The organism is Adhaeribacter aquaticus DSM 16391, from assembly GCF_000473365.1.
Taxonomy (GTDB): Bacteria; Bacteroidota; Bacteroidia; order Cytophagales; family Hymenobacteraceae; genus Adhaeribacter; species Adhaeribacter aquaticus.
The window spans coordinates 35,872-57,172 of sequence record NZ_AXBK01000001.1; the positions used below are offsets into that span (position 1 = coordinate 35,872).

A 21,301-nucleotide genomic window follows, 5' to 3' on the forward strand; every position below is an offset into this window, starting at 1 on the left:
ATTTGAAAAGAGTAAAAATCAAAAGCGCAGAGAGGGGAAGATGTAGGAGTCAGTCTCTCGTACTATTGTTTATACTATGGGAGAATAAAGAGAGCACCGTGACCTCCTCCCGAAAAATCGGACAGCTGTAAAGTAGAGGAAACGGGCAATTAGTCGTACTAACGAAAAATAGATTGCCATGAAGAAATCAAATTTTACTGAGGCACAAATCATTTCATGACAACCATAAACGTGTGCATCGCCTCTACCAAGAAGAAGTCCTGCACCTGAGGACAAAGCGGCCAAGGCGTAACAAGGCTGCCGCGCCCAACGCTTGAATGCTGGAGCATAGATTTTGCAACTGATCAGCTTTTTGATGGCCGCAAATTCCGGTGTTTAACTATAGTTGATAATTACAGCCGCCAGTGCCCAGGCATCATAGTAGGACAAAAATTGAAGGGAGAAGATGTGGTAGCTGCTTTGGAGCGTATCAGGCCAGACACCAAAAAATTGCCCAAGCGTATACAGGTGGATAACGGTAGCGAGTTTATCTCGAAGACACTGGACAAGTGGTCTTATGAAAATAAATTAACAATAGGCTTTTCCGGGCCCACAGCTCATTAGGTGATATAACGCCGGAAGTGTGGGCATTAGAGGATATTGATAAATGGTCCTAAGAATGGGAGGAGCTCAGTCTAAATTTGAATTTAGGAGCTTAAAAAATAATGATTGTAAATACCCCATCCACTGGAAGCGCTATACAAGACTTCGTCAATGCTCATAGGTTACTTAATTAAGATGAATCTTATATAAGGCATACTCATGGACAGCCGCTGCACTTAAAAAATTGAACTTGAGTTTTAATGTTGGCAGGCCATCCGGAACATGGGAAATAATCGGGAACAACTCGTTGCTCGTGATTAGCATTTCCTCTTTTTTGCCTAGAGATTTTATCATATAAGCCGCAGCGGTTTCCATGGGAACTCCATTAGGACCAATTTCTGTGATTAGCCCGCTAAAACTAATCTTCGTGGCTACCTGTAGTTCACGAACGGGAATGTCACCCGTTCGTGAACTATAACCTTTTGCGGTAATTAAAAAAAAGAATGGCGTGCTTGCCACTACTCCCCTATTATGAGGCGATGATAGATTCATAGTTTCTTGTAGCTAAAAATTTTAAATAATTTTATATTAATAACAGATTAGTCTACTCCTACCTGTTAGTGCATAGCTTGTTCATGATTTCGACTTAAATCTTGGTTATGCTTTCTCTTTACCAGAATCGCATTAATATTATGCGCAAAGACACCAGAAGAGTATAAAAATATGATTCCTGCCTTGCTAGGGCTTCCAATATAGAGCAGTATGGTTCTTCAGCAGGGGTAGTTTACTGGCTCTGGCTAAAAGGGTACAATTTAAAAACATTAGGCACCCGTTTACTGGTATCGAACTCCTCCCCTATTGGCTGAGTATTATTCTAAACGATATTGGAAACAATCTGTCTGGTATTGCGGGTATTGCCAAAGTCCAGCTAGTAAAATAGTTGCCGATGCACATGTTGTTTAGTTTCCTTTGCAGGATGGCAAAATAGGATAAAGCGTTCCTTGCAGGCCTGGACTGTATCCATGCAGGTAATCAAAATATTAGTAACATCATTTGACTTATTAAACCATTTATCATCAAGATGAAATGGTAGATTTATCTAGAAACAGCAAAAGAAGCGATTTATTTGGCTCTCCAGTAAAGTTGCCCTCCCCTCCCCTATCTCTGATTTTAAAACAACTACCGTCCTATATTTGCTTAGCGCGTCTGGTCGACAACTGAAACTGTTAACTTAAATTTGTATGCTCCATTTTCTGGAGCGCATAATTTATTTGTGGCAATTGGGAGTAACCTGTGATCTGGTACCCCCTGCTCCTACCGCCTTAATTGTTATCGGATGGACTGGATCTAACAAATAATAATTTATTAAGTATCTTCTAGGCTTAGAATATAAATGTAAAAATGTAAAAATGAATAAATGTTAAAGTGAAAAAGCGTAAAAGTGTTATACAATTATATTGTTATAGTGTTTTAGTGTTTAATGTAAAACTGTATAACAGTTTTACATTAAAAATGTCTGGCTCAACTGTCTTAGAGGCTCTTTTAAGTTAGCTTTATGGTTCAGCAGGCACATAAGGAGGGAGCGGCAATCTAGTTTAGGGGAAGTAAAGCAACTGTTCCGTACTAGATACAGAATTCTTCCCGGTTTCTATTCTCCATGTTATGCTGATGCCTTTTTTTTATTAAGAGAGACGAAGCTCCATGTATACAACGGGTGAGGAAAGGTCATCTGGAATTACTTAATTTTCAATTCCGGCTAATATCACGCTTACGTTATGTTGCTTCAAGTTAAGCACTGTGAGGAGGATATCTGTTAGAGTTTCTTATATTATCTTTGATTTCCGTCTACGGCAAACTAGTAAACCAATAAACATCCTTGCGCCAAGACTTAACAACCAGCCATAAAATTTAAATATTTCATAAATTTATGGTGATTCTACCTTTGTGATGTCTGCCTGATGAAGACGCAAGTATCTTCCCAGCATTTTTTGTACCCCTAATTGGTTAAGCTGGTAATGGTTAAGGTTTCTGGATGAAATATGCAATTTTAAGCAACAGCATTCAGCAGGATCCCATACGCTTTCTAGCTCATTATAAAATCGGTCTACTATTTTATAGGTAACAAATATTTACCAGATTTCTTTTACTCAGCAAACTCCCTGCTACCCATTACCTCGTTGTTTACCTTGCTTCCTCAACAGGTGTTTTATCCTTTTAACAATATATGTAAAATACCGGGGAATGCTGAGCTGATGTTTTCCTTCTTAAAATGTCAGCAAAGGTTTGGGGTATAAAAAAGGCTGTATAAATGATATACAGCCTAAACGTTAAAATGTAAAATTGTTAAAACGTTGAAATGCAAAAACGTATAACTGTAAAACCGTTAAGGTGTAAAACGGTAAAACAGTTACTTCTTGCGGTGCTCCGGTGGAATTTCATCGAAGTTCTTGCCTTCATAATAGGCTCGCAACAAGTCATTTATGATAGCGGATTTCGCTTTACGGTTCCAGTAAGAATCCCGTTCCAGCTTATCTTCCAGCATGGGGTCCAATGAAAATCCTGTAATTGTCTTTCTGCGGCCTTTGTCGCCGGTAGTGCGGTAATTATGAGTATTTCCTTCAACAGGCTTATTCTTCATTACCAGATGAGCCGAAAAGTCATTTTCATCCACAGGTTTACTTGTTTCCTGCGGCTTATTGGTAGGCTTATTGTTTCTCCTTAAATCAGCCGAAAAGTCGTCGTCTTTCTTAGCCATATCGCTCAATAAATTCAGTTGCTAAATTATTATAATCTTCCGCAGCATTGCTATCCGGAGCATACACGAAAAGATCCTTGTGCTTTAACTGCGCTTCATAAATCTTACTATTCTCCCGGATGTAGGTCTTGAATGTTTTAAATTCCTCATCGTTCTTAATAGCATTGGCAATAGCCTGTAAAGCTTTGCCCTTTTTCTTTTCATTGTAGCGGGTTAAAATAGTGCCGCCGAGCCGTAAGCCGGTATCTTCTGCAACTGAATTGGCATGTCCAATGAGCGTATCAATACCATCAAACGAAAATGATTCTGTCTGCATAGGAATCAGGTAAAAATCCGAAGCATACAAAGCATTGTTGGTTGTCAGACCTAAATGGGGAGGCGTGTCAATAAGAATATAATCGTATTCGTCGGCAATGGTTTTTATTTTCTTTTTAAGAATATCTTCCCTTCTGGCTTTGTTTGAAATGGCTTCCTCATACTGAAGCAAATCTTTTCCGGATGGTATGATAAAAAGATTATCGTTTATCTTTCGGACAACATCACCAATGTTAGCCTCGCCAGTCAATACCTTGCCGATATGAACCGGCTTAGTTTCTCCCTGGTTCTCATCCTGGTTGTAGATTATACTGGAAAAGCAGCCGGTCAGGTTTGATTGGGCATCAAGGTCAACCAAAAGCACAGTTTTATTCAGGCGGGAAAGCGCAGAACCTAAATATGCGGTGGTAGTGGACTTGCCTACTCCACCTTTGTTTTGAGCGATTGTAAAAATTTTGGACATTTGGATTGCTGTTTAAACCGTTTAACTGTAAAACGATTTGAGCGCAATATACTAAAACGATTATAGCGTACAAATGTAAAATTGTAAAAATGTTTTACCGTTAAATTGAAAAACTGTATAACAGTAAAACAATTTTGCAGTTAGGCAGTAAAAATGTTTTACTGTTATTAAATCCTTTCATAAATATGGTGGAATTTACCGGTCAGGGATTTCCTCCGCCTGGCAATTCTCTTGTAATTTAAACAGGTTGAATTTTTTAGTCAGACCTGAAAAGTCACTTAGTCAGAAGCATTAATCCATTCCTCCATATCAATGGAGTAGGAGGGGACTCCCGGTTAAACCTGGTGTTACCCAAATAACCCGTTGAGCGGCAATGTACACGATCCAGAATAAAACATTTTGTTTTGCTATTAGGCCTGCCGGTTTAATCGGTAGCATATACATGCAGGTAATCATTATGCAAATGATACAGCATAGCAGGAACCCAAAGCTGAACCCCATTGCCTGGCCAGTTCCGGATTTGCGCTTTATCGTACCAAAGGATTATAAAGGAGCCGGTTTGCAGATAGGCAAATAACAGGTTTGCGGGGAAAGTACTTGAGATAATTTTTAAAAAATCTGCTCTTTTTGGAAAGCTATGGCCAACTAGCCAATACCTCATTAGGTAGTAGGGGAGTCTTCACAAAACAACTATTTACCGTTATCTGGCTAAGAAATGCTCAAACTAAATCGTTCGCCAAATAAAGAATTCTGCCAGCTCAGTCATCTATTGTAGATCCTGCGGGACATCTGTGTAACCCCGAAGTAAATGCGGCTAGGTTGATTACATCATTTCAGCTCCGGAGTTAATCCGATTTTCGGACTTTCTTTGTAGTGGATTTAGTAGTTAAAAACGGGTCGCCTTTATATTCATGAACATCTATTTCAGGAAAGCAGAAGACTATTAATAAGCTCTTTGTAGCACACCAGGCAGCGGTCGCCAATATTTTCATCGTCTTAGTTGAGTTCTGCCCAATTCTGTTCTTCTTTATCTTAATTTTGTTAGTATTGAGGCATTTCCGCTTATGACAGATTAACCCGTTAATGGTTATGGAATTACATTCATTGCATTTCATGGGATTACTTATTAGTTTTAGGGTTATAGGGGCATTTCAACTGGGCATAGAAACAGAATTGAAGTCAAATAAAAAAGACCAATTGAGCCGAAATGACTTTAATCAAAATTTATTTAGAGAAGCAATAAAAGGAGAGAGATACTAAGTCAAAATAAGCTTACTGCGGCATAATTTTAACCTACTTAGTAGTTCTCTTAGTCACTGAGTAATTCTCCTAATAAATGACTTAGTAATTCTCATAATAAAACAGATTTGACTTAGTAATTCTCGCCTTAAGGTTATTACACTATATAGGATTTAAAAATATATTTAAAATATACGTATTTTAATAGGTAGCTACGGAGGGATCAATTAATGTGGATAAGCCAGAAAACGAAAAAACGAAAGGATCGGGAGATCCGGCTTCGCACACATAGGCCAACTATGAGAAATACTAAGTGTCGTTTGCTTTTAGGTCGGCAGGTACGTACTTTAGGCTATGGAAAATGAGCAACTATCCATGTTTAGCCTTGGACCCAATGGTGTAATTTACCCCGCCAGTGAGGTTCCGCACCTGAAGCCAAATGCGTTGGTAGTTATCTCCAATATCCTGCTAAATGGGCAATTTAGGCTTAATTATGTGGAATGGCGGCTGATCTTCGCCATGCTGGCACAAATAGAGGAAAACGATACTGAGTTTAAAGAGTATTATATCCGCGTTCAGGACATCATTGAAATAAGTGATCTTAAATCCGGGAGCCACCTGTACGAAGAAGTCAGCAAAAACATTAAAAGCCTAATGAGCCATGTGGTTACCTGGGAAGAGGAACCGCTAAAAGAGAGATTTGCTCACTTGATTTCGGACGCTACCTACTACAAAAAGCAAGGGATTGTTAAGTTAATCCCCCATCCGGATATGAAACCTCATTTACTTCAGCTGAAAAACCAGTTTACACAAGCCCAGCTGAAACAATGCATTAAATTCAGCAGCAGCTATACCTCGCGGATTTATATGCTACTGAAGCAGTTTGATAATCCTAAAGCGGGCCACCGCGTTATGAGTATAGATGAGTTTCGGTTTAAATTATGCCTGGACTATACCGAAAAGCTGAGTAAAGGCAAGAAGTTAGACTACCATATTTACCCAAAGTACTCCGATATGCGGCGTTGGATTCTGGAGCCTGCGCAAAAAGAAATTGCTACCACCGATATAGATTTTACCTTTACTCCCATTAAAACCGGCAGAAAGGTAACGGCCATTAAGTTTGTGCTAACACGTGGCAAAAAGGTACTTACGGTAAAAGAAGCGCCTGAAAAAGGAGAAGAACTAAGTGAAAAGGAAGCATTGGTTTATGGCCAACTATCGACATTAGGCTTTACAGATTTCCAAATTCGGCAGATTTTACATAAAGGTAACCTGAAAGAGATTCATAAAGTCATTTATGAAGTAAAAACGACAGACTACAACAATTTAGGCAAACCAATTAAAAATAAGTCTGCATACGCCTACGGTATCTTTAAGAAGAAATTCGGTTTAACTTAGTATTTCTCACTTTTAACTGTATTTAGTTGGTCTATTACATCAAATTTTTTAATTGTATCGAATCCTCTAGTTATTATAATAAATTGGAAATTTAACAACCTTATGAATCCCCTTTTATTTATTACTAGCTGACTTAGTTTTTCTCATAGTTGAAAAATTTATACTCATTTTTCAATGAAGGAGCAGAAGAAGATATTTGACTCCTGAGTTAGCCGCAAGCCACTAACTTCTCCACTGCTGCAAAATGTGGGTGATGGGAAATGGTGTAATTTACTTCTGTACTTTGACTCATTATTTCTCACATTTAACAGAAGTAACTCCTCATATCATCCCATTTTTGTTAATCCTTACGTGAAAAGGAGGCTATATAGGCAATCTTATCTACCTCGGTGTCCTTGTAAACGTTTAAACTGGAGTGGCTGGCAAGAGAGCCGACAATCGCATCAAGGGTAATAGGGTAGTTATCTACGTGATTTTATGAATCATAACCCAAGTGATATCTGGTTGGGATCAACTGGTATCTGCAACCTTCTAGTTTCTTCTTCAGCTTTTACTTTGATGTATTCTTCCACGTAGGTAACCCGGTCACCATTAAAGAAAACCAATGGGTTAATGAAGTACACATATTCATCTGGGCCACGGGCAATGATACTTGCTTCGAGCAAGGCGGCAATGCCATCATAGATTTATTTGGGCGTTTTGAACCGGGTGTAAGCTATGGCTTCCTTCAGCGAAAACTCGAAGGTGTCTTTTTGGAGCTTTATTGCTTCATCACATAGCCAAAGAACCGGACAGCCGACTTGGGCAGTTCCCAAAACATATCAAAATGGGAGAGGTAAAGTTTAGCAAACTTTTGTTCGTCTACCTTGATTTATTTGACAAGTATGTTGTGACCTACTGTTTCACCTGTGGCCGTATCCACCAAATTCATAATCGAAGAGCTGGTTCCGTAATGGTTTCCATCACGGGAATATCTTCTACCGGGGCAGATGCTAATTTTTTTTGCTTCATTGGAATTTCTGGCGTTTGATCTGGAATACTCATAAGCAAGTTTTAAGGGGGTTAAAATTCATGCGTTTTAACCGCTACGACTTGGCTTAAACTAGAGTTGGGCAAATGTATTCATATTATATTTTAAATTATACGAATCGTATAATTTGATTATACGATTCGTATAAAATGGTATACTGAGTATCAGCGAGTTATCTACGTTTACTTCTTAGTATTCTTAATTAGGGGAATTTTAGGGGTTTTTTCAGGGGTAAATTTTTTTTTTTCAGGTATCAAAATGGCTTTTGGATTGGCCGATTCTATTCTCAAAAAAAAAGGCTTAAAAAAAAATCAGAGCCTAAGCATCAGACCGTACCTAACAGTCGGGTAGTGGCTACGAAGCTAAGGTAGTTAGCAATTCCAACGGCTTTAGCTTTTGGCCAATGTAAATTGGATAGGTACCGGCAAACGCTTTGGGCTCTGTTTTTTTCTTAGGCTTCTTTTTTTTTAGGTACAAAAAAAAAAACTGTTCAGCAGGTTGATTTCGATTTCGATTTCGGAATTTGATTTCGGATTAGGGAACAATCCAGAGAACCCTGTAAGAAACGCAAAGGCATACCCTGACGGGTATACCAATGCACTTGCATACAGAGTAATCATTTGAGTTTCCAAAATGGAAACTCAAAGTTTCCAAATCAAAGTGAGCGTTACCGCTCACCTTCGCGCATATCAATGGCTTGCGCATAGGTGAGCAGTTCGCCCTTGTAGATGCACAGCATGGCAGTCTTTTGGGGTAACTTCATGTGTGCCATAGTCCGGTGAACTTCTGAAGGGTTCACTTCAAGGAAGGAAGATTTTAATTCCGAAACAGTTTTTACATTTGGGTTTTGCATGGCTGAAAAGCTAATTTTAGATTGAAAAAAAAAGGCCGCTATTCCTGGGGAATAGCGGCCAAAAAAAAAACAGGCAAATTAGAATGGTAAATCATCCTCCGGTGCATCAGCAACGGATACTTTAGATGCTTTAGGGGCTTTAGCTGGTGTTGCTTCGCCGGTTTCCGGATCAACGTTCATGACCTGATCGCCGTGAAGGGCCTGCGCCGCAACTGCGGCTACTTCGCGGTTGCCAGAGGTAACTAAACGGCCATTTAAGGTTGTGGAAGGCAGGAGTTTTTTTACTTCGGCGTCCTGAATGAAAGCAACCACGTAGTCGCCTTGTTGCCATTTGCATTTCCATTCCGCAGGTTGGGAAATAGAGGCGTTTGCCATTGGCATACGACGTTCATTGGCACGGCTCTCGCCGTAGCATTTCAGGGTTTTAGCAGCAAGGTTTATCATTACCCGCTCATTACCGGCTGCATCAGTATAATGGGTTATATGGCCAACGGCAACCGGAATAGGCGTAGTACCATCGGTAAATACAGGGAAATTCTCGGCGCGTTCGATAGCATTTACATAACGCAATATTTTCTCATCATTCAGAGAAGGATACTGGATTTTTAAATCTTCTGCTAAAGAAATAGACTGTGCGGCGGTAGTTACTGTATTTTGCATATTGTTAAAATTTAAAGGGTTAGTTTATAAGGTTTTATAAGTTAAATTCAATAATTAATGAAGGGGAAAGATGCACGTAATGGGGTTGCCTAGTGTTTCAGACTGCTTGATAAGCCGGGCAAACAGCTCTTTGGGAGCAGGAACTTAGGCACGAGCTGAACACGATCAGCAGGGCTAACAGGATTAACAGGTATTGCTTCATATCAGGGTTTAGGAAAAAAATGAAGCCCTCAGGCTCCTTTTTAGGTTATCGCTTCTCGTAGCTAATGGTAATATTCTTCAGCTTATCCGCTAGCATATAACTACCGGCGAAAAGAGCTAAGGAAATAAAAGAATTCGCTACAGGGTTATCCAGCAGGATAGCCAAAAGCACGAGAATGGATACAGTCATCATCCCGATAACTGCACATAATACTGCGTTTTTCATTTGGTTTGGGAAAGGGGGGGAACTGGCGCGAATAATTAAACCTAAAATCAAATGGAGGGGAAAAATTCACGTTTACCGCACACAGGTAAGCCTATACCTACTAATAAAGCCAGATAAGGCTAAAATTAGCGCATTACAGCGCACTTCTGCTCTTGTTGTAGTAAACATAGGCTTTCACAGCAAAGAGCCTGTAATGACGCTCTATTGCCATTACAGGCTCTTGCTTACTCGTGCCAGTATTTTTTGCAGGAATAAACGGCTATCAAACTCTTCTATTGGAATCGCCTGAATGGTATGCTCAATGGCATAGAATAACAGGTTGGCTTGATCAGGTTCAATGTTCATTAAAGTTGCATATTCCGATACCGCCGGAAAGTTGGGGTTTTCAAATCCGGCAAAGCTCACAATCACACTTTCTAAATGGGTTGCCCGATCATTAATGCTGTGGGCAATGGTTTTCAGGTTGCTAATCAGTTCATCCGTAGGTTTGGAACTACTTTAGTAATAACCGGTAACGTAATTAGGGTTATTAATTATTAAGCCCATAACCATATCTCTAATTTCCTGAAACCAAACATTAAAAACATCTTCAACGGAGTGCTTACGCTGTTCCCTGATCTTTTTTGCCATAATCCCTTAATAACGTTTTACGGTTACGAATTTTAAGGTATCAGGATGGCCTTCAAACTCGCAGGTCAGACAGCCACCACAACCACAGGAATAAAGCGCATTTAGAATAGCTTGGCGTTCATTTAACCAGTCCTCTACTTTCTCATCGGGAGCAATTAAATGAATGCTTTGAGCAATACCGAAAAGTTCTTCGGTGTTTTGGTTTGGAATGTCCCGCTCATCGGTAGCGGGAACAGTATTTATATCTGTATTATCCATATCAAAATTATATGAAGGGGAAAACTGCAAGGCTAGAATGGCAGGTCTAACCAGTATTCAGGCTCATTGCAATTAGCATAAGTAGCGAAGCCAATCTCTTGCTCCACATTATGCTGTTGCTCCAGCTCATCAAGTATCACTTGTAACTGGTACTCCTGTTGCATTACTTCTAATACTTCATGCAGGTGTACTACCTGTTCAAGTAACTCATGAGCTTTAGTGAATTGTAACTTGCTCATGTAATAGTCAGCTAGCTTGCGTAAGATCGCTTGCTCTACAACTACTTTGGCTGACTCGGCACGGTAGTTTAATTCTAATGTATTCATATAAACACTTATTAAATCAGTTATTAATTCAAAATAGTATGGAGGGGAAAGCTGCAAGCCTATCTTGGAATAATTCAATGGGTATTGGCAGGAGTAAGGCAGGATACACCAGTACTTACAGTAGCTCACACTAAGCAAGAATCTCTCGTACTATTGTTTACTACAGGTATAATACACAAGGAATCACAAATCCAAGAATATACCCGAAAGACAGGGGAATAGAAGTGGCTACCCGCAGGGTAACGCCCCTCATGAGTTGCATTGATTTAAGTACACACTTATCCTGTGTTCATTGGATTGCATGGAACACTTATTGCCTACCCAACACTTAGAGCAAGACTGAAAAAGTATGAAGGGCAAAATAGTGGGAACCGCAAAGTGTTTTAGTTTGGAGAATATTCTGATGGGGGGAGGTCAGTAGGTGTGGTACACCGCATAGTGGTGATACCCATTTTTTTGAGCAGGGGGGTGCTTTATATATGACCGGGGGTGTTTCTATTAGAGTGCTCTAGGATTCTATACTAGCCGCTACAGAAGAAAACAACGGGTACTTCCAGGTTGAAAAGAGCCAGGATGGAAAAGCTTTCACTATGATAGGTACAGTAAAAGGAAATGGTACCACTAATCAAAAGCAAACTTACAGCTTTACTGATAGAAGCGTAACTGGTGGCACTTACTACTACCGTCTGAAACAGGTAGATTTTAACGGTAAAAGCGAGTACAGCAAAATAGTTGCTGTAAAAGCAGATAACTTCAACCTGGTAAAAGTAGCTCTTTATCCAAACCCAGCTTCCAGCAGCTTAAACATTGATCTGACTGCTTTTATTCCCGGAACTTACTCTATAAAAGTAGCCTCTTTAACGGGTGCTATCCTGAAAAACCAAACTATCTCGGCCGGGCAAGTAGCTACTTTGGATGTGCAAAGCTTAACTAATGGCGCTTATGTGCTGATTGTTGAAGGAGAAAACTTTAACCAAACTAACAGATTCCTGAAAAACTAATATTATAGCCTATTATATATAGATTCATTGGACCTGATTAGCATAGCTTTGATAGTACTTTCCCTTGGGGGCGTTGCCTTTATAGGCATAAAAGAAATCAGAGCTGCCAAGGCAAAAAAAGCCATGATGTACGGTAGAAAACGTAAACAGCAAAAACAATCTCATTGAACCCTAAAGTCTAGTTGTTCCAAGGCTCCTTATAGACTATAGTTTAACTTCTAAAAACTGTTCATCGAGTAAAAAGGGGTGTTTAACGAAAGTTAGTATAGGTTAAGCTAAATATAGCCGTAGGCTATATTCTATAAAGTACTTTTGAATATCAAATAAGCACAGCAGGAATTCAAAAGCATAAAGAATATGAAAAAGCACTTACTACTCTTAGCTCTTACACTGGTACTTTCAACTGTAGGATTTGCAAAAGGCTCTATCGATTCCAAACGTTTTGATGCTTCGTTAGATCAAGAAGTAAGATTAGAAGTTCGTCAATTACAGGAACTGCTCCGCTTCAATGAATTTGAATATATCCAGATCAAGAAATTAACCGAAGCAGAGTTAGTTGACTTACAATTAGCTAAACAAACTGCTACTGATGCTAGTGATCTTAGCATCCTATCTCAGCAGGTACAGGATGCTTACGCAGTCAAAGTAATGGCTTTGTTGAACGACTCACAAAAGAAAACCTTTACCGTTTATTTAGCTTCTAAACAGGCTAACCTATTAGCAGTTGAGTAAACCTTTCATAGCCTAATTCCTAAAGCCAGCTTTGCACTGGCTTTTTTTGTTTTTTCGCTTCTAAATCCAGGCTTCCTAAGGTGCATAAAATTACCAAATATTCGACTTCTTTTTGCAGCAACAAAGTTGTTGCATCTTAATGGACGTAAGAGGGAGAGGCAGGAGCGAAAAAGAAGATCATGACTGGTACTTTCAGGAATTCCTACCATTCCTGTTCAATCAGGTAAATAAAAATTATTATCTGGCATATCTGGTTACTCCAACCTACTATAACTTGCTGGAAAAAGAAGGTCTATTGACAAAGTTAGCCACAGCCCTACAGCATGATCCCGTCCAGAGTAAATTTTTTCTATCCGAACCAGAGGCTATTAATTGGTTGCGATCTGTAAAAAGCTAAAAAGAATCCATCATAGCGGAACTGTTAATCACAAAATTAGGAGAAAGCTAAAGTAGATACAGGTCCTATAAATTAATCTAAGAAAAGATACTCGAAGCCACTCTTACCAGTGGCTTTTTGCTTCATAGATTATTAGGTAATAATTCTTAAGTAATCCACCTCAAAAATTCAGTACAAATAACCTTCAAGATTAGCGTATAAGGAGCTTGTTGTTAAATTTACAACCATGAACTATTTAGCGCTAGGTTCTGAAGTTGAATATCAACATGCTGCCAAAAGATTGGAAGAAATCTTTGCTGCTGCTCCCAATACCCTGGAAGCCCAGGAAAGGAAAGAACTTATACAACTAATAGTGAAGTTTGAAAGAGAAATACTGAAGTTGAGGATTAAAGAATCAAACGAATCAATTAAGCAATAAAGAAACGTCCTGTTTAGGAGAAGATTTGAATGAAGATTTTGCCCATTTGTATCACAATAAGAGATAACAAAAAAGGCCACTCAACAGCAGCCTTTTAAGAGGTTAAATACTATAATCCTTATTAACTTGTAACCTACCTTATTTAACGTAAGATCCGCCCCTTAGTTGCCTTTATTCATTTAGGATAGGCTGATAATCCTTATCATGGTTTTATTGTTTCCTGGCCGGCCGATTAGCTCTTGCCTTTATCAGTTTAATTTGCTCAAATGTAGCGGCATTTTCTTCATCCGGGGAAAAGGAACCTAAAAAATTAGATTCTGGCATTATAGAGGTTAGCTGATTATCATAGCTATACTTATGAGCCACAAATAGGTATTTATTCTAATTATTAAGGTTTAGGCATCTCAATGTTAAAGGTAGTGCCTTTGTTCTCCTAAATTTCAAACCATATTTTCCCCTGGGGCCATTCCACAATGGTTTTAAAGATAGACATGCTCAAAACTACGGAAGGTTCTCCTTTAATACCGGTTTGGCGGGGCCGGGTAAACTTTTCAAATAGGGTAGCATGATACTTTTGTTAAATACCAATTGTTTATTGTAAGGGTATAAAAAGGTTAAAAATAAACAACCTGAAATCGCTAGTTCAACTAACTCCCATTTTTTCCCTTCATTAATTAGCATAGGGCTTAAGAATGCAATAATGAAGAGTATTGCTTGGCTAGAAGTAGGAATAGGTATACCCCACTTACCAACTTGAGTGTTGACCCAAGCTGTTCTCCTGTAAAAAAAAGGGAAACCTATAAAATAAAATAAAAATACGCTGTTTAATACTGTTCTGAATAACACCTTTTTAAAGCTTATACCATACAAATTCAGATTATGTAAAGTAAACTCTTGCTGCTCATTTATTCTCATCAATTCTTCTGGTGTATTAAACTGAAATATTCTTTGCCCCCAAGATATTTCTTCACCAAAACCAAAAAAGAAAATCATAGCACAAACAGCACTAAAGGCAATATGGCATCTATCTTTTGATTGTAAAGCCTTAAAAAGGTTTAGAAACATAATAACCATTAAAAACAGTGCGGTAGAATATTCTACAATGCCATCTTCTTTAGTAAACCAAAAAAAGGTTTCTATATTTAAGAAAAATAAAATTATTGCTAAAGTGATACTGGATATAATGAATGCACTTACAATGAATTTGACAAGGGAACTAATATCGGCGAACTCTACCTGTTTGTTATCTAAGTTTTCTTCCACCTTCTCAAAGCATTCTTTAATCCGTTTGTCTATCATGATTTAACCTCAATTCTATATTTTATTCATTACGCAAACCCAGCGAATAAAGAAACTTTGCTCCGGATACTAGCCTTATAAATGGAGCCCGACTTTGCCAATTCAATGAGCTACTGCCAGCACAAAAAATGCCCTCTTCCCCTTTCTTAATATTTAGCAAAAGCCATAGATCACCCAATATTTAATATAATAGTAGATATGAATGAAATTCTTTTCCTAGTGTTCTATACTTTTTGTAACCTCTCTTCTTGTATTTTAATAATAAAATATAATAAGTATAAGCAAAGCATACAGTAATATAATTACTACGAAATAATTATACGAATGCTTATATAATTGTATATATATTTATTATTTTTTAAATACCGGATAATCTCGGGGTGCAACGTATACCACTTACCCAAACTTCTTATAGCCGGTTATTTCGCCGGTCCTGAATTTCTCCTAGAGTATGCGAAGTTTACAGCCTAATAAATTGGCGGCTTATTTATCTGTGTAAATCGGACCTCCTGGTGATAGTGGCTGCATGGTGGCGGGCCTTCCTGGTTTCTTATTTTCTTTCGCTTCTAAAGCCATCGATACATTCGTTTTTTAATAGGTCAAAAATACATTAGCGGTGCATTTGTAGTGCATCCTGAATACATTTGGATCCATATCAACCTTTGAAATATAACATAATATACGGATTAATCAGCAGCTGGACCAAAGCAGCTCTCCAGGCTAAGAAAGCCCAGGGCTTTAAATTAGGTAAGCCGGAAAACTTAACCGATAAGGCCCAGGCATTGGCGGTGCAAGTACTCAGAAGCAAAGCGGCTACGAACGAAAACAACAAACGAGCGGCGGCTCTTATCCAGGTTTACAAGGAACAGGGTTTAACCTGGTTGAAGATAGCAGAAAATCTAAATGCTGCCGGCTTCAAAGCTTCGCGGGGTGGTAAGTTCCAGGCTACGCAAGTGCAACGGATTTATGAACGGCTGCAAGCTTATAAATAGATTATTCCTTAGCTGTTTTATTATCCTTGAACCCATCTATTATCCAAAGAATCAACCTAAAAGATAATACAGTGCCGAAGTAAAAAGCTCCTCCAAAGGTTATTCCTATCAGAAATTGGTAGTCAGTATTAGAACCAGCGTTACCACCCATTATGCTGCAATAAAATGCGCCGCCAACTAATATGATAGCCAAAATTCTTAAAATACCTTTGTTAACTGTATTAAAGCGAGAAAACCAAGGTTTAATTAACTTCTTTTCCATTAAATAAATTTGAAGGCACAAATTTTATACTTGCTGGCTTGTGAACCCAGAAACAAATATTAATTAAGAGTCAATTTCCATTTACTTCTGCTTCCATGCATTAAACGCATTTTATATATTGTATTTTTAATAGATCTAATTAACAAAACGAAAATGGATATAATACAAAATAGGATAGCTAAAAGGCAAACAATAAGTGATAAATCTAAATCTTCCATATATTTATTTGTTAGTAATAATTAACTTAAACAAAGTTATAGACTTATTATTTTAAATAAAATTGAACTTTTAAAGTAGTTATTTAAATATTCTAAGAATTAACGGCCTATAAGATTTATTATATTATTCTCTAAACTACTATTTAATTAATATTATACTATTTGAATATTATTTACCTTGCAACTGGTTAAAAGCAGTTTCTGAATTAGGAGAAAGGTCGATCTATTTTATAGAGGTAATTTTTAAACTTAGATGACTAAATCTAATTAACAAGTATAATATTGTCTTTAAACCTCCCAGATCAGCCGATCAATTCCCAGTTAACCGAAGGCCAGGAAATATTCTTATTACAAAAGATGGCCGAAGCTTACGGCGTGGAGAAAGCTCGTCAGGAAGCTTTAAGTAAAGTCTATACCGCACAGGAGGCGGCAGTAAGACTAAAACGAAAAAGTATGCCTACTGTTTACGATCTACTAAAAATGGGAAAATTTGGCCATGTTGATGGTGGCGAATCTAGTGGGTACTTGATTACAGAAGAGGCAATACGGAAGTGTTTTCGTGCATGTAAAAAAGTATTATAACATCCTATAAAGCAACAAACCCCAGCTTTCGCCAGGGTTGTTAAGAATCTAATAAGAATACTTGTTATTGCCTGGTAAAAGTCATGGAAGTTCTCACACCAGTTTGAATATTGGAAGATTCAGTTATTAACTGATTGCCATTATTCCCACAAGTAAAGGTTATGGTTTGGGTGCTGGTCGGCACATTAGGTTTAGAAGACGTTCCTCCGCAATTTACCTCTTCTGTACTGGTAAAATTATAAGTAATCTTATTGCCGCTAATGCTATACTTAAACTTGAATATCATAGGAGTGCAAATATCGTTGCAATCAGGGTTTGAAGCATATCCGGTTCCATCGCTAGCAAAGTGATAAATCAGAAATTTATTAGCAGCTCCGTTACAAGAATGAGTTTTCCAGGTACCAATAGGACAAGCACCAGCAGTACTGCCACCTGTTCCTGCCCCCGTGCCAGTACCTGGGCAGGTAGTACAAGAGCCAGGTCTTCCATAAGTGCCAGGGATAAGACCATTATATGAAGTTGTTGGGGTGGGAATTTGCCTATCATTAACGTATACAGTAGGTTGATTTGTATTTACCACTACTTTAAATGAATTCCTTTCAGCATCAAAAACTGACCTAGGAACAGTACCCGAATATTTCATGGTTAAATCGGTATTGTCTTTCTTATTATAAACCCAAATATTAAAGGAATATGGAACAGACTCAGCTAAATCAAATGGGGAAGAATAAGGGTGTGTTTTTTCTCCATCAATTAATACATCTTTTACATATGCTTGATTAAAATCAGTTATACTTTCATCTACATCTGTAACTTCCTTGTATATTTTGATATAGGTAGTCACTTTCTTTTTTACCTCATCAATCTCCTCTTCGACAGTACAAGATTTGTTAGAAGCAAAAAGGATAAAAATTAAAAGGAACTTTAAGGGTAAATAATTTTTCATATAAAATATTTGGATTAAACCCCAAAATTACCCAAAAGTACAACCATCTGGATACCTAGTTCCGGGTATTTTTCAATTTAATTCCTTGGCTCTTAAAGAATATCCAAACAGACAAGTGTTTTCGTACATATAAAAAATTAAAAAAGGGGAGGGTGAAGATTTTAATACGGTCATTACGCACGCGCAAGATTTTTCTAAAGTCATTACCTGGGCAGGAGCAACACCTAGTAAATCTGATTTATCCAACAGTAAAAGACAAAAGGAATAGAGTTTTCGGAAACTAATATAAAGAGCATTACAGCCTTTATAAAGAGTTCTATCGTCAAATACAAAAAAGTGTACAAAGGCTTTAGTTCCGTCAGCACGTGCGCTTTACTTTCTGCCCGAGACATACTAGTTATAAACAACAAACCCCAGCTATGGCCAGGGTTACTTTTTACTTGATCTAGGAATGTGCCAGTTATAAGCTGGCTACATGTATTCCCCCAGTCGCTGTTTTGGGCTTTTATAATTAATATTTTTTACTCCGGGAATAACCAGGTTAAAGCGGTAGGATAATCAATAAAGATTTCGTTCTCTATTTTACTACGTTCCATATATTCAGTTATAATTCTGACTCTAAAGTCTAAATTAACCGCTAAAGCCGAAAAATAGTCCCTGGCCAAATAAGCAATTTTCTGAATTCCAGAACCGGAAATCCTTTGCATCCATTCTGATAATAACCACTCTTTTTCTTCAAATGAAATATAGCCATGGTACAAGTCGTCAATAATCCAGTAATTGATCTTATTTTCCTTTGAAATTGTTAAGGCTATTAAAAGTCCTTCTTTTCGTTCAGCAAAGTCAACATGCCGTCGCCATTCTAAAACTAACAGGAACTCTTCTACAACCAGACTTATGGTTGCAAAATCATTTTGGTACACCTGAAGCAAATTGTCTAACATGTAAAGACTTGGACAATTAAAGAGATAATATATACGTCAATTTACTATAATCATAGGATTTAAATTCACAAAGCCACTAATACTAAACTATTTCAAATTTTATTTATTATCTAATTTCTATATAATTTTTTATTATTATAAGATATATAGCTTACCTTAACCTTTAGAATTTTCTAAACAGTCCATTATGACTCCGGTGTTTCATTTAAAATTGGCTTTTGAAGATGATTTGGTTCGGATTCAAACAGATGACCTAAACGATTTTATTTCAGTCGAATGGTTACGCCACCCTTCAGGTAAGGAATTCCGAGAAATGTCCGTTACAATTGGAAGTGATCATTTATTATCAGGCTACCGCTACCATTTAAGTGATGTACGTGCCATTAACTACCTGGAGATAGCCGAACAGAATTGGTTATTAAAAAACAGGAAAATGTTTTATAGAGAATCCCAATTCCGTAAGATTGCCAGCATAACCAGTAGATTAACCTTAGAATTGATGGACATGCTTCGTTTACGAGATGATCTTCAGGGACAGATAGAGCCAGTGGGTAAAACCAAAGTGGAAATTTTTACTTCAAAAGCGGAGGCTTTGGCATGGCTTTTTTCTGATGTCCCGTAAGGCTAATAGCTTAACCTTGTAATACAAAGCTGGTACTTGGTAAATTTTCCCAAGTAAAAAAGAATCATAGATTTTATACCCGCCCAACTTAAGGTCTTTAATTGGAGCTAAAGTCAATTTCTACCTGTCTTTCTTTATTTCTTCTCCTTTTCTTGCCTTTAGCAATTTGTGCATCCTGTTCGGGTGTATTATTCATCATTTATAACCGTACTAATTGCCCTTTTCTTTTCACAATGTTTTTATAATCCCATTGTATTTCCCTTGATTTTTTTAACCATCTTTTTAATTCAGAAGTATCAACCTGATCTATTGAAGTAAAACTGATGGATGCATCTTTGAAATTACCTGTGCCCATTTTAAGTTTTTCTTCTTCAAAATCTGCTCCGCTCCAAAACATTAGCCGGATACCAGCCTTTAATTTACTGTAACCAACAATAGGATTGCCATCTAAAAACCAAACAGGGTGAGCATGCCAGATTTTATTTTCTGCTTCACTCAGTTCACTATCAATTGTCATGGCAAGTAAGTCACATATTACTTTATCCCCAGTTGATTGTTCGTTGTTGTAGTTCTGAATTTCTGTTTTCTTAAATATTTAATAATCAGCCATTATACCAATACCAATTTTTTTAAAATTGTATTCCTTCGGGTAACCCATACTATAAAAAAAACTAAAAATTTCTGCTATGGCCACGGCTACTTTTTTACTTAATCTATTGATGTGCCAGTTACAAGCTGGCTGCATGTACTCCACAAGTCGCAGACTTGCGGGATGTGGGTTAGCTTTAGTTTTTATTTTAGGTATGAGCTTAACAGTACTCTCTTTTTTCGGGGAATGGCTCTACTTTCTACAGCAATTTTTAAAAGATTCTGATCCTTTTCTTTGGCATGTATTAGATTAAATAAGTCGGAGACGGAGAGAGTCAATTTAGGTCGTTCAACTAAAGTAAATTCGTCATTTATATCAACATACCCTTCTTCAAGAATACTTAAATAGGTACCTCCAAACCCATGTTCAATAAATTGTTTTATAATTAATGAAGTTCCGAATTTATGTGCTAGTTTATAACAAGGTTCTCTATATTGAGAAACTTGTACTAAAGCTTCTCCAACTTTATAGGTATCTCCAAGAAATACTCGTCTTTCGTCGAACTCAGAAACCGTTAAGTTTTCTCCAAACATTCCCCAGCTCCAATCTAGGTTTGGGTATAATTTCTGCCAATAAGGATATTGCTCTGCAGAAAATAGGTAACATGCTTTATAAAAGCCTCCATGATTTAACCGATTAGAAACTTCATCGTTTACTACATCATTTCTTGTCAAATAAATAGGTTTACCAGTTGGTTTTTTATAAATACCAGTAGTTTCTTCTTTGCCATTCCAAATAAATACAGTTGGTTTTCCTATATTCGTAGAGATTATTTTCATAATATTTATTTATAGCTACTTACTATACAAACAGAATGAGTTCCGGTTTACAACCTAAAAATGGGTGAATAAACGGAGTCCGTTCCGGTTATTAGCAATATAAATATAAACAACAAACCCCAGCTATGGCCAGGGCTACTTTTTACTTTATCTGGGATTATACCAGTTACCAGCTGGCTGCATGTACTCCACAAGTCACAGATTGCGGGATGTGGAGCCCAATAGATTTAAGTTTTTTTAACTTCATAATTTTGCACAACGTTTAGTATAATAAACGTGCAGGGCCGTCGGTCGAAGTATAATTTTTATACAATCCTTTAGCAAATAGGAATAGCACGTAATTATGCGGGTAGTCATGCTTTTACTATTCTCCTAAGTAACCCAGCATTTATTATCCCAGGGAGAGGGCAGGTGAAATCACCAGAAGAACATAAAAGTGTAACCGAAAGAATAAGTAAAATTTGTGCTGCCAAAATAAAAGTAAGGGGGCAAATCCGAATTTTCCGAAACCCTATAAAAGATTT

Annotated in this window: 28 protein-coding genes; 9 read left to right on the forward strand and 19 right to left on the reverse strand. The window is 37.6% G+C overall.

What is annotated here, in order from left to right:
* Positions 1-327 precede the first annotated feature (327 nt).
* Complete coding sequence (locus tag ADHAQ_RS28975; RefSeq protein WP_425393672.1) at positions 328-603, forward strand: DDE-type integrase/transposase/recombinase; 276 nt, start codon at positions 328-330, stop codon at positions 601-603.
* Between the two features lie 165 nt (positions 604-768).
* On the opposite strand, the gene ADHAQ_RS0100195 is transcribed toward ADHAQ_RS28975, so the two are convergent.
* The 5 genes from ADHAQ_RS0100195 to ADHAQ_RS28280 form a co-directional block, all read right to left on the reverse strand.
* Entirely contained in the window at positions 769-1,134 is a 366-nt protein-coding gene (locus ADHAQ_RS0100195; RefSeq protein ID WP_026461227.1) for a hypothetical protein, read from the reverse strand.
* 1,855 nt (positions 1,135-2,989) lie between these two features.
* Entirely contained in the window at positions 2,990-3,337 is a 348-nt protein-coding gene (locus ADHAQ_RS0100200) for a hypothetical protein (RefSeq protein ID WP_026461228.1), read from the reverse strand.
* Positions 3,330-4,115 (reverse strand): ParA family protein, encoded by a 786-nt coding sequence (locus tag ADHAQ_RS0100205; protein WP_026461229.1) that lies wholly within the window; start codon positions 4,113-4,115, stop codon positions 3,330-3,332. The genes ADHAQ_RS0100200 and ADHAQ_RS0100205 overlap by 8 nt, the downstream gene beginning before the upstream one ends.
* Positions 4,116-4,539: 424 nt before the next feature.
* The gene (locus tag ADHAQ_RS0100215; RefSeq protein ID WP_026461230.1) at positions 4,540-4,776 is read right to left on the reverse strand and encodes a hypothetical protein; all 237 of its coding nucleotides are present in this window, start codon (positions 4,774-4,776) and stop codon (positions 4,540-4,542) included.
* Positions 4,777-4,960: 184 nt separating this feature from the next.
* The gene (locus tag ADHAQ_RS28280) at positions 4,961-5,107 is read right to left on the reverse strand and encodes a hypothetical protein (protein ID WP_169727967.1); all 147 of its coding nucleotides are present in this window, start codon (positions 5,105-5,107) and stop codon (positions 4,961-4,963) included.
* 601 nt (positions 5,108-5,708) lie between these two features.
* On the opposite strand from ADHAQ_RS28280, the gene ADHAQ_RS0100225 reads away from it, so the two are divergent.
* The gene (locus ADHAQ_RS0100225) at positions 5,709-6,752 is read left to right on the forward strand and encodes a replication initiation protein (protein ID WP_026461231.1); all 1,044 of its coding nucleotides are present in this window, start codon (positions 5,709-5,711) and stop codon (positions 6,750-6,752) included.
* Positions 6,753-7,234: 482 nt separating this feature from the next.
* On the opposite strand, the gene ADHAQ_RS26965 is transcribed toward ADHAQ_RS0100225, so the two are convergent.
* From ADHAQ_RS26965 to ADHAQ_RS0100280, 8 genes are all read right to left on the reverse strand, one after another.
* Positions 7,235-7,417 carry a hypothetical protein gene (locus tag ADHAQ_RS26965; RefSeq protein ID WP_026461232.1) on the reverse strand — a complete coding sequence of 61 codons (183 nt, stop codon included), beginning with the start codon at positions 7,415-7,417 and terminating at the stop codon, positions 7,235-7,237.
* A 1,032-nt stretch (positions 7,418-8,449) separates the two neighbouring features.
* Entirely contained in the window at positions 8,450-8,635 is a 186-nt protein-coding gene (locus ADHAQ_RS0100250) for a hypothetical protein (RefSeq protein WP_026461233.1), read from the reverse strand.
* Between the two features lie 78 nt (positions 8,636-8,713).
* On the reverse strand, positions 8,714-9,295 hold the full coding sequence (locus ADHAQ_RS0100255; protein WP_026461234.1) for a hypothetical protein: 582 nt from the start codon (positions 9,293-9,295) through the stop codon (positions 8,714-8,716).
* A 247-nt stretch (positions 9,296-9,542) separates the two neighbouring features.
* Positions 9,543-9,722 carry a hypothetical protein gene (locus ADHAQ_RS0100260; RefSeq protein WP_026461235.1) on the reverse strand — a complete coding sequence of 60 codons (180 nt, stop codon included), beginning with the start codon at positions 9,720-9,722 and terminating at the stop codon, positions 9,543-9,545.
* A gap of 210 nt (positions 9,723-9,932) precedes the next feature.
* Complete coding sequence (locus ADHAQ_RS0100265) at positions 9,933-10,133, reverse strand: hypothetical protein (protein ID WP_169727968.1); 201 nt, start codon at positions 10,131-10,133, stop codon at positions 9,933-9,935.
* 87 nt (positions 10,134-10,220) lie between these two features.
* Positions 10,221-10,352, reverse strand: a complete 132-nt coding sequence (locus ADHAQ_RS28770) for a hypothetical protein (RefSeq protein WP_281172300.1) — start codon at positions 10,350-10,352, stop codon at positions 10,221-10,223.
* Positions 10,353-10,358: 6 nt separating this feature from the next.
* Entirely contained in the window at positions 10,359-10,610 is a 252-nt protein-coding gene (locus ADHAQ_RS0100275) for a hypothetical protein (protein WP_026461237.1), read from the reverse strand.
* 32 nt (positions 10,611-10,642) lie between these two features.
* Complete coding sequence (locus ADHAQ_RS0100280; protein WP_157433296.1) at positions 10,643-10,936, reverse strand: hypothetical protein; 294 nt, start codon at positions 10,934-10,936, stop codon at positions 10,643-10,645.
* 590 nt (positions 10,937-11,526) lie between these two features.
* Between ADHAQ_RS0100280 and ADHAQ_RS23995 the strand changes: the two genes are divergently transcribed.
* From ADHAQ_RS23995 to ADHAQ_RS0100305, 4 genes are all read left to right on the forward strand, one after another.
* Positions 11,527-11,937 carry a T9SS type A sorting domain-containing protein gene (locus tag ADHAQ_RS23995; RefSeq protein WP_051359601.1) on the forward strand — a complete coding sequence of 137 codons (411 nt, stop codon included), beginning with the start codon at positions 11,527-11,529 and terminating at the stop codon, positions 11,935-11,937.
* Positions 11,938-12,294: 357 nt separating this feature from the next.
* Positions 12,295-12,669, forward strand: a complete 375-nt coding sequence (locus ADHAQ_RS0100295; protein ID WP_026461239.1) for a hypothetical protein — start codon at positions 12,295-12,297, stop codon at positions 12,667-12,669.
* A gap of 139 nt (positions 12,670-12,808) precedes the next feature.
* Positions 12,809-13,066, forward strand: coding sequence for a hypothetical protein (locus ADHAQ_RS0100300; RefSeq protein ID WP_026461240.1), 258 nt, complete (start codon positions 12,809-12,811; stop codon positions 13,064-13,066).
* Positions 13,067-13,292: 226 nt separating this feature from the next.
* Positions 13,293-13,484 (forward strand): hypothetical protein, encoded by a 192-nt coding sequence (locus ADHAQ_RS0100305; protein WP_026461241.1) that lies wholly within the window; start codon positions 13,293-13,295, stop codon positions 13,482-13,484.
* Between the two features lie 501 nt (positions 13,485-13,985).
* On the opposite strand, the gene ADHAQ_RS26970 is transcribed toward ADHAQ_RS0100305, so the two are convergent.
* Positions 13,986-14,783: a hypothetical protein gene (locus ADHAQ_RS26970; protein WP_051359602.1), complete on the reverse strand. Its 798-nt coding sequence runs from the start codon at positions 14,781-14,783 to the stop codon at positions 13,986-13,988.
* Between the two features lie 662 nt (positions 14,784-15,445).
* Between ADHAQ_RS26970 and ADHAQ_RS24005 the strand changes: the two genes are divergently transcribed.
* Complete coding sequence (locus tag ADHAQ_RS24005) at positions 15,446-15,775, forward strand: serine integrase family protein (RefSeq protein ID WP_051359603.1); 330 nt, start codon at positions 15,446-15,448, stop codon at positions 15,773-15,775.
* 1 nt (position 15,776) lies between these two features.
* Here ADHAQ_RS24005 and ADHAQ_RS0100325 read toward each other — a convergent pair whose 3' ends face one another.
* Positions 15,777-16,037 (reverse strand): hypothetical protein, encoded by a 261-nt coding sequence (locus tag ADHAQ_RS0100325; RefSeq protein ID WP_026461242.1) that lies wholly within the window; start codon positions 16,035-16,037, stop codon positions 15,777-15,779.
* A 500-nt stretch (positions 16,038-16,537) separates the two neighbouring features.
* On the opposite strand from ADHAQ_RS0100325, the gene ADHAQ_RS0100330 reads away from it, so the two are divergent.
* The gene (locus tag ADHAQ_RS0100330) at positions 16,538-16,837 is read left to right on the forward strand and encodes a MerR family transcriptional regulator (RefSeq protein WP_026461243.1); all 300 of its coding nucleotides are present in this window, start codon (positions 16,538-16,540) and stop codon (positions 16,835-16,837) included.
* A 64-nt stretch (positions 16,838-16,901) separates the two neighbouring features.
* Here ADHAQ_RS0100330 and ADHAQ_RS0100335 read toward each other — a convergent pair whose 3' ends face one another.
* Both ADHAQ_RS0100335 and ADHAQ_RS0100340 read right to left on the reverse strand, forming a co-directional pair.
* The gene (locus ADHAQ_RS0100335; protein WP_026461244.1) at positions 16,902-17,783 is read right to left on the reverse strand and encodes a hypothetical protein; all 882 of its coding nucleotides are present in this window, start codon (positions 17,781-17,783) and stop codon (positions 16,902-16,904) included.
* 521 nt (positions 17,784-18,304) lie between these two features.
* Positions 18,305-18,727: a hypothetical protein gene (locus ADHAQ_RS0100340; RefSeq protein ID WP_026461245.1), complete on the reverse strand. Its 423-nt coding sequence runs from the start codon at positions 18,725-18,727 to the stop codon at positions 18,305-18,307.
* A 187-nt stretch (positions 18,728-18,914) separates the two neighbouring features.
* Here ADHAQ_RS0100340 and ADHAQ_RS0100345 point away from each other — a divergent pair, with 187 nt between their 5' ends.
* Positions 18,915-19,349: a hypothetical protein gene (locus ADHAQ_RS0100345; protein WP_026461246.1), complete on the forward strand. Its 435-nt coding sequence runs from the start codon at positions 18,915-18,917 to the stop codon at positions 19,347-19,349.
* A gap of 199 nt (positions 19,350-19,548) precedes the next feature.
* On the opposite strand, the gene ADHAQ_RS0100355 is transcribed toward ADHAQ_RS0100345, so the two are convergent.
* Positions 19,549-19,944: a DUF1801 domain-containing protein gene (locus tag ADHAQ_RS0100355; RefSeq protein WP_026461247.1), complete on the reverse strand. Its 396-nt coding sequence runs from the start codon at positions 19,942-19,944 to the stop codon at positions 19,549-19,551.
* Positions 19,945-20,141: 197 nt separating this feature from the next.
* A complete protein-coding gene (locus ADHAQ_RS0100365) occupies positions 20,142-20,777 on the reverse strand; it encodes an MOSC domain-containing protein (RefSeq protein ID WP_026461248.1) in 636 nt (211 codons plus the stop codon).
* Between the last annotated feature and the right edge of the window lie 524 nt (positions 20,778-21,301).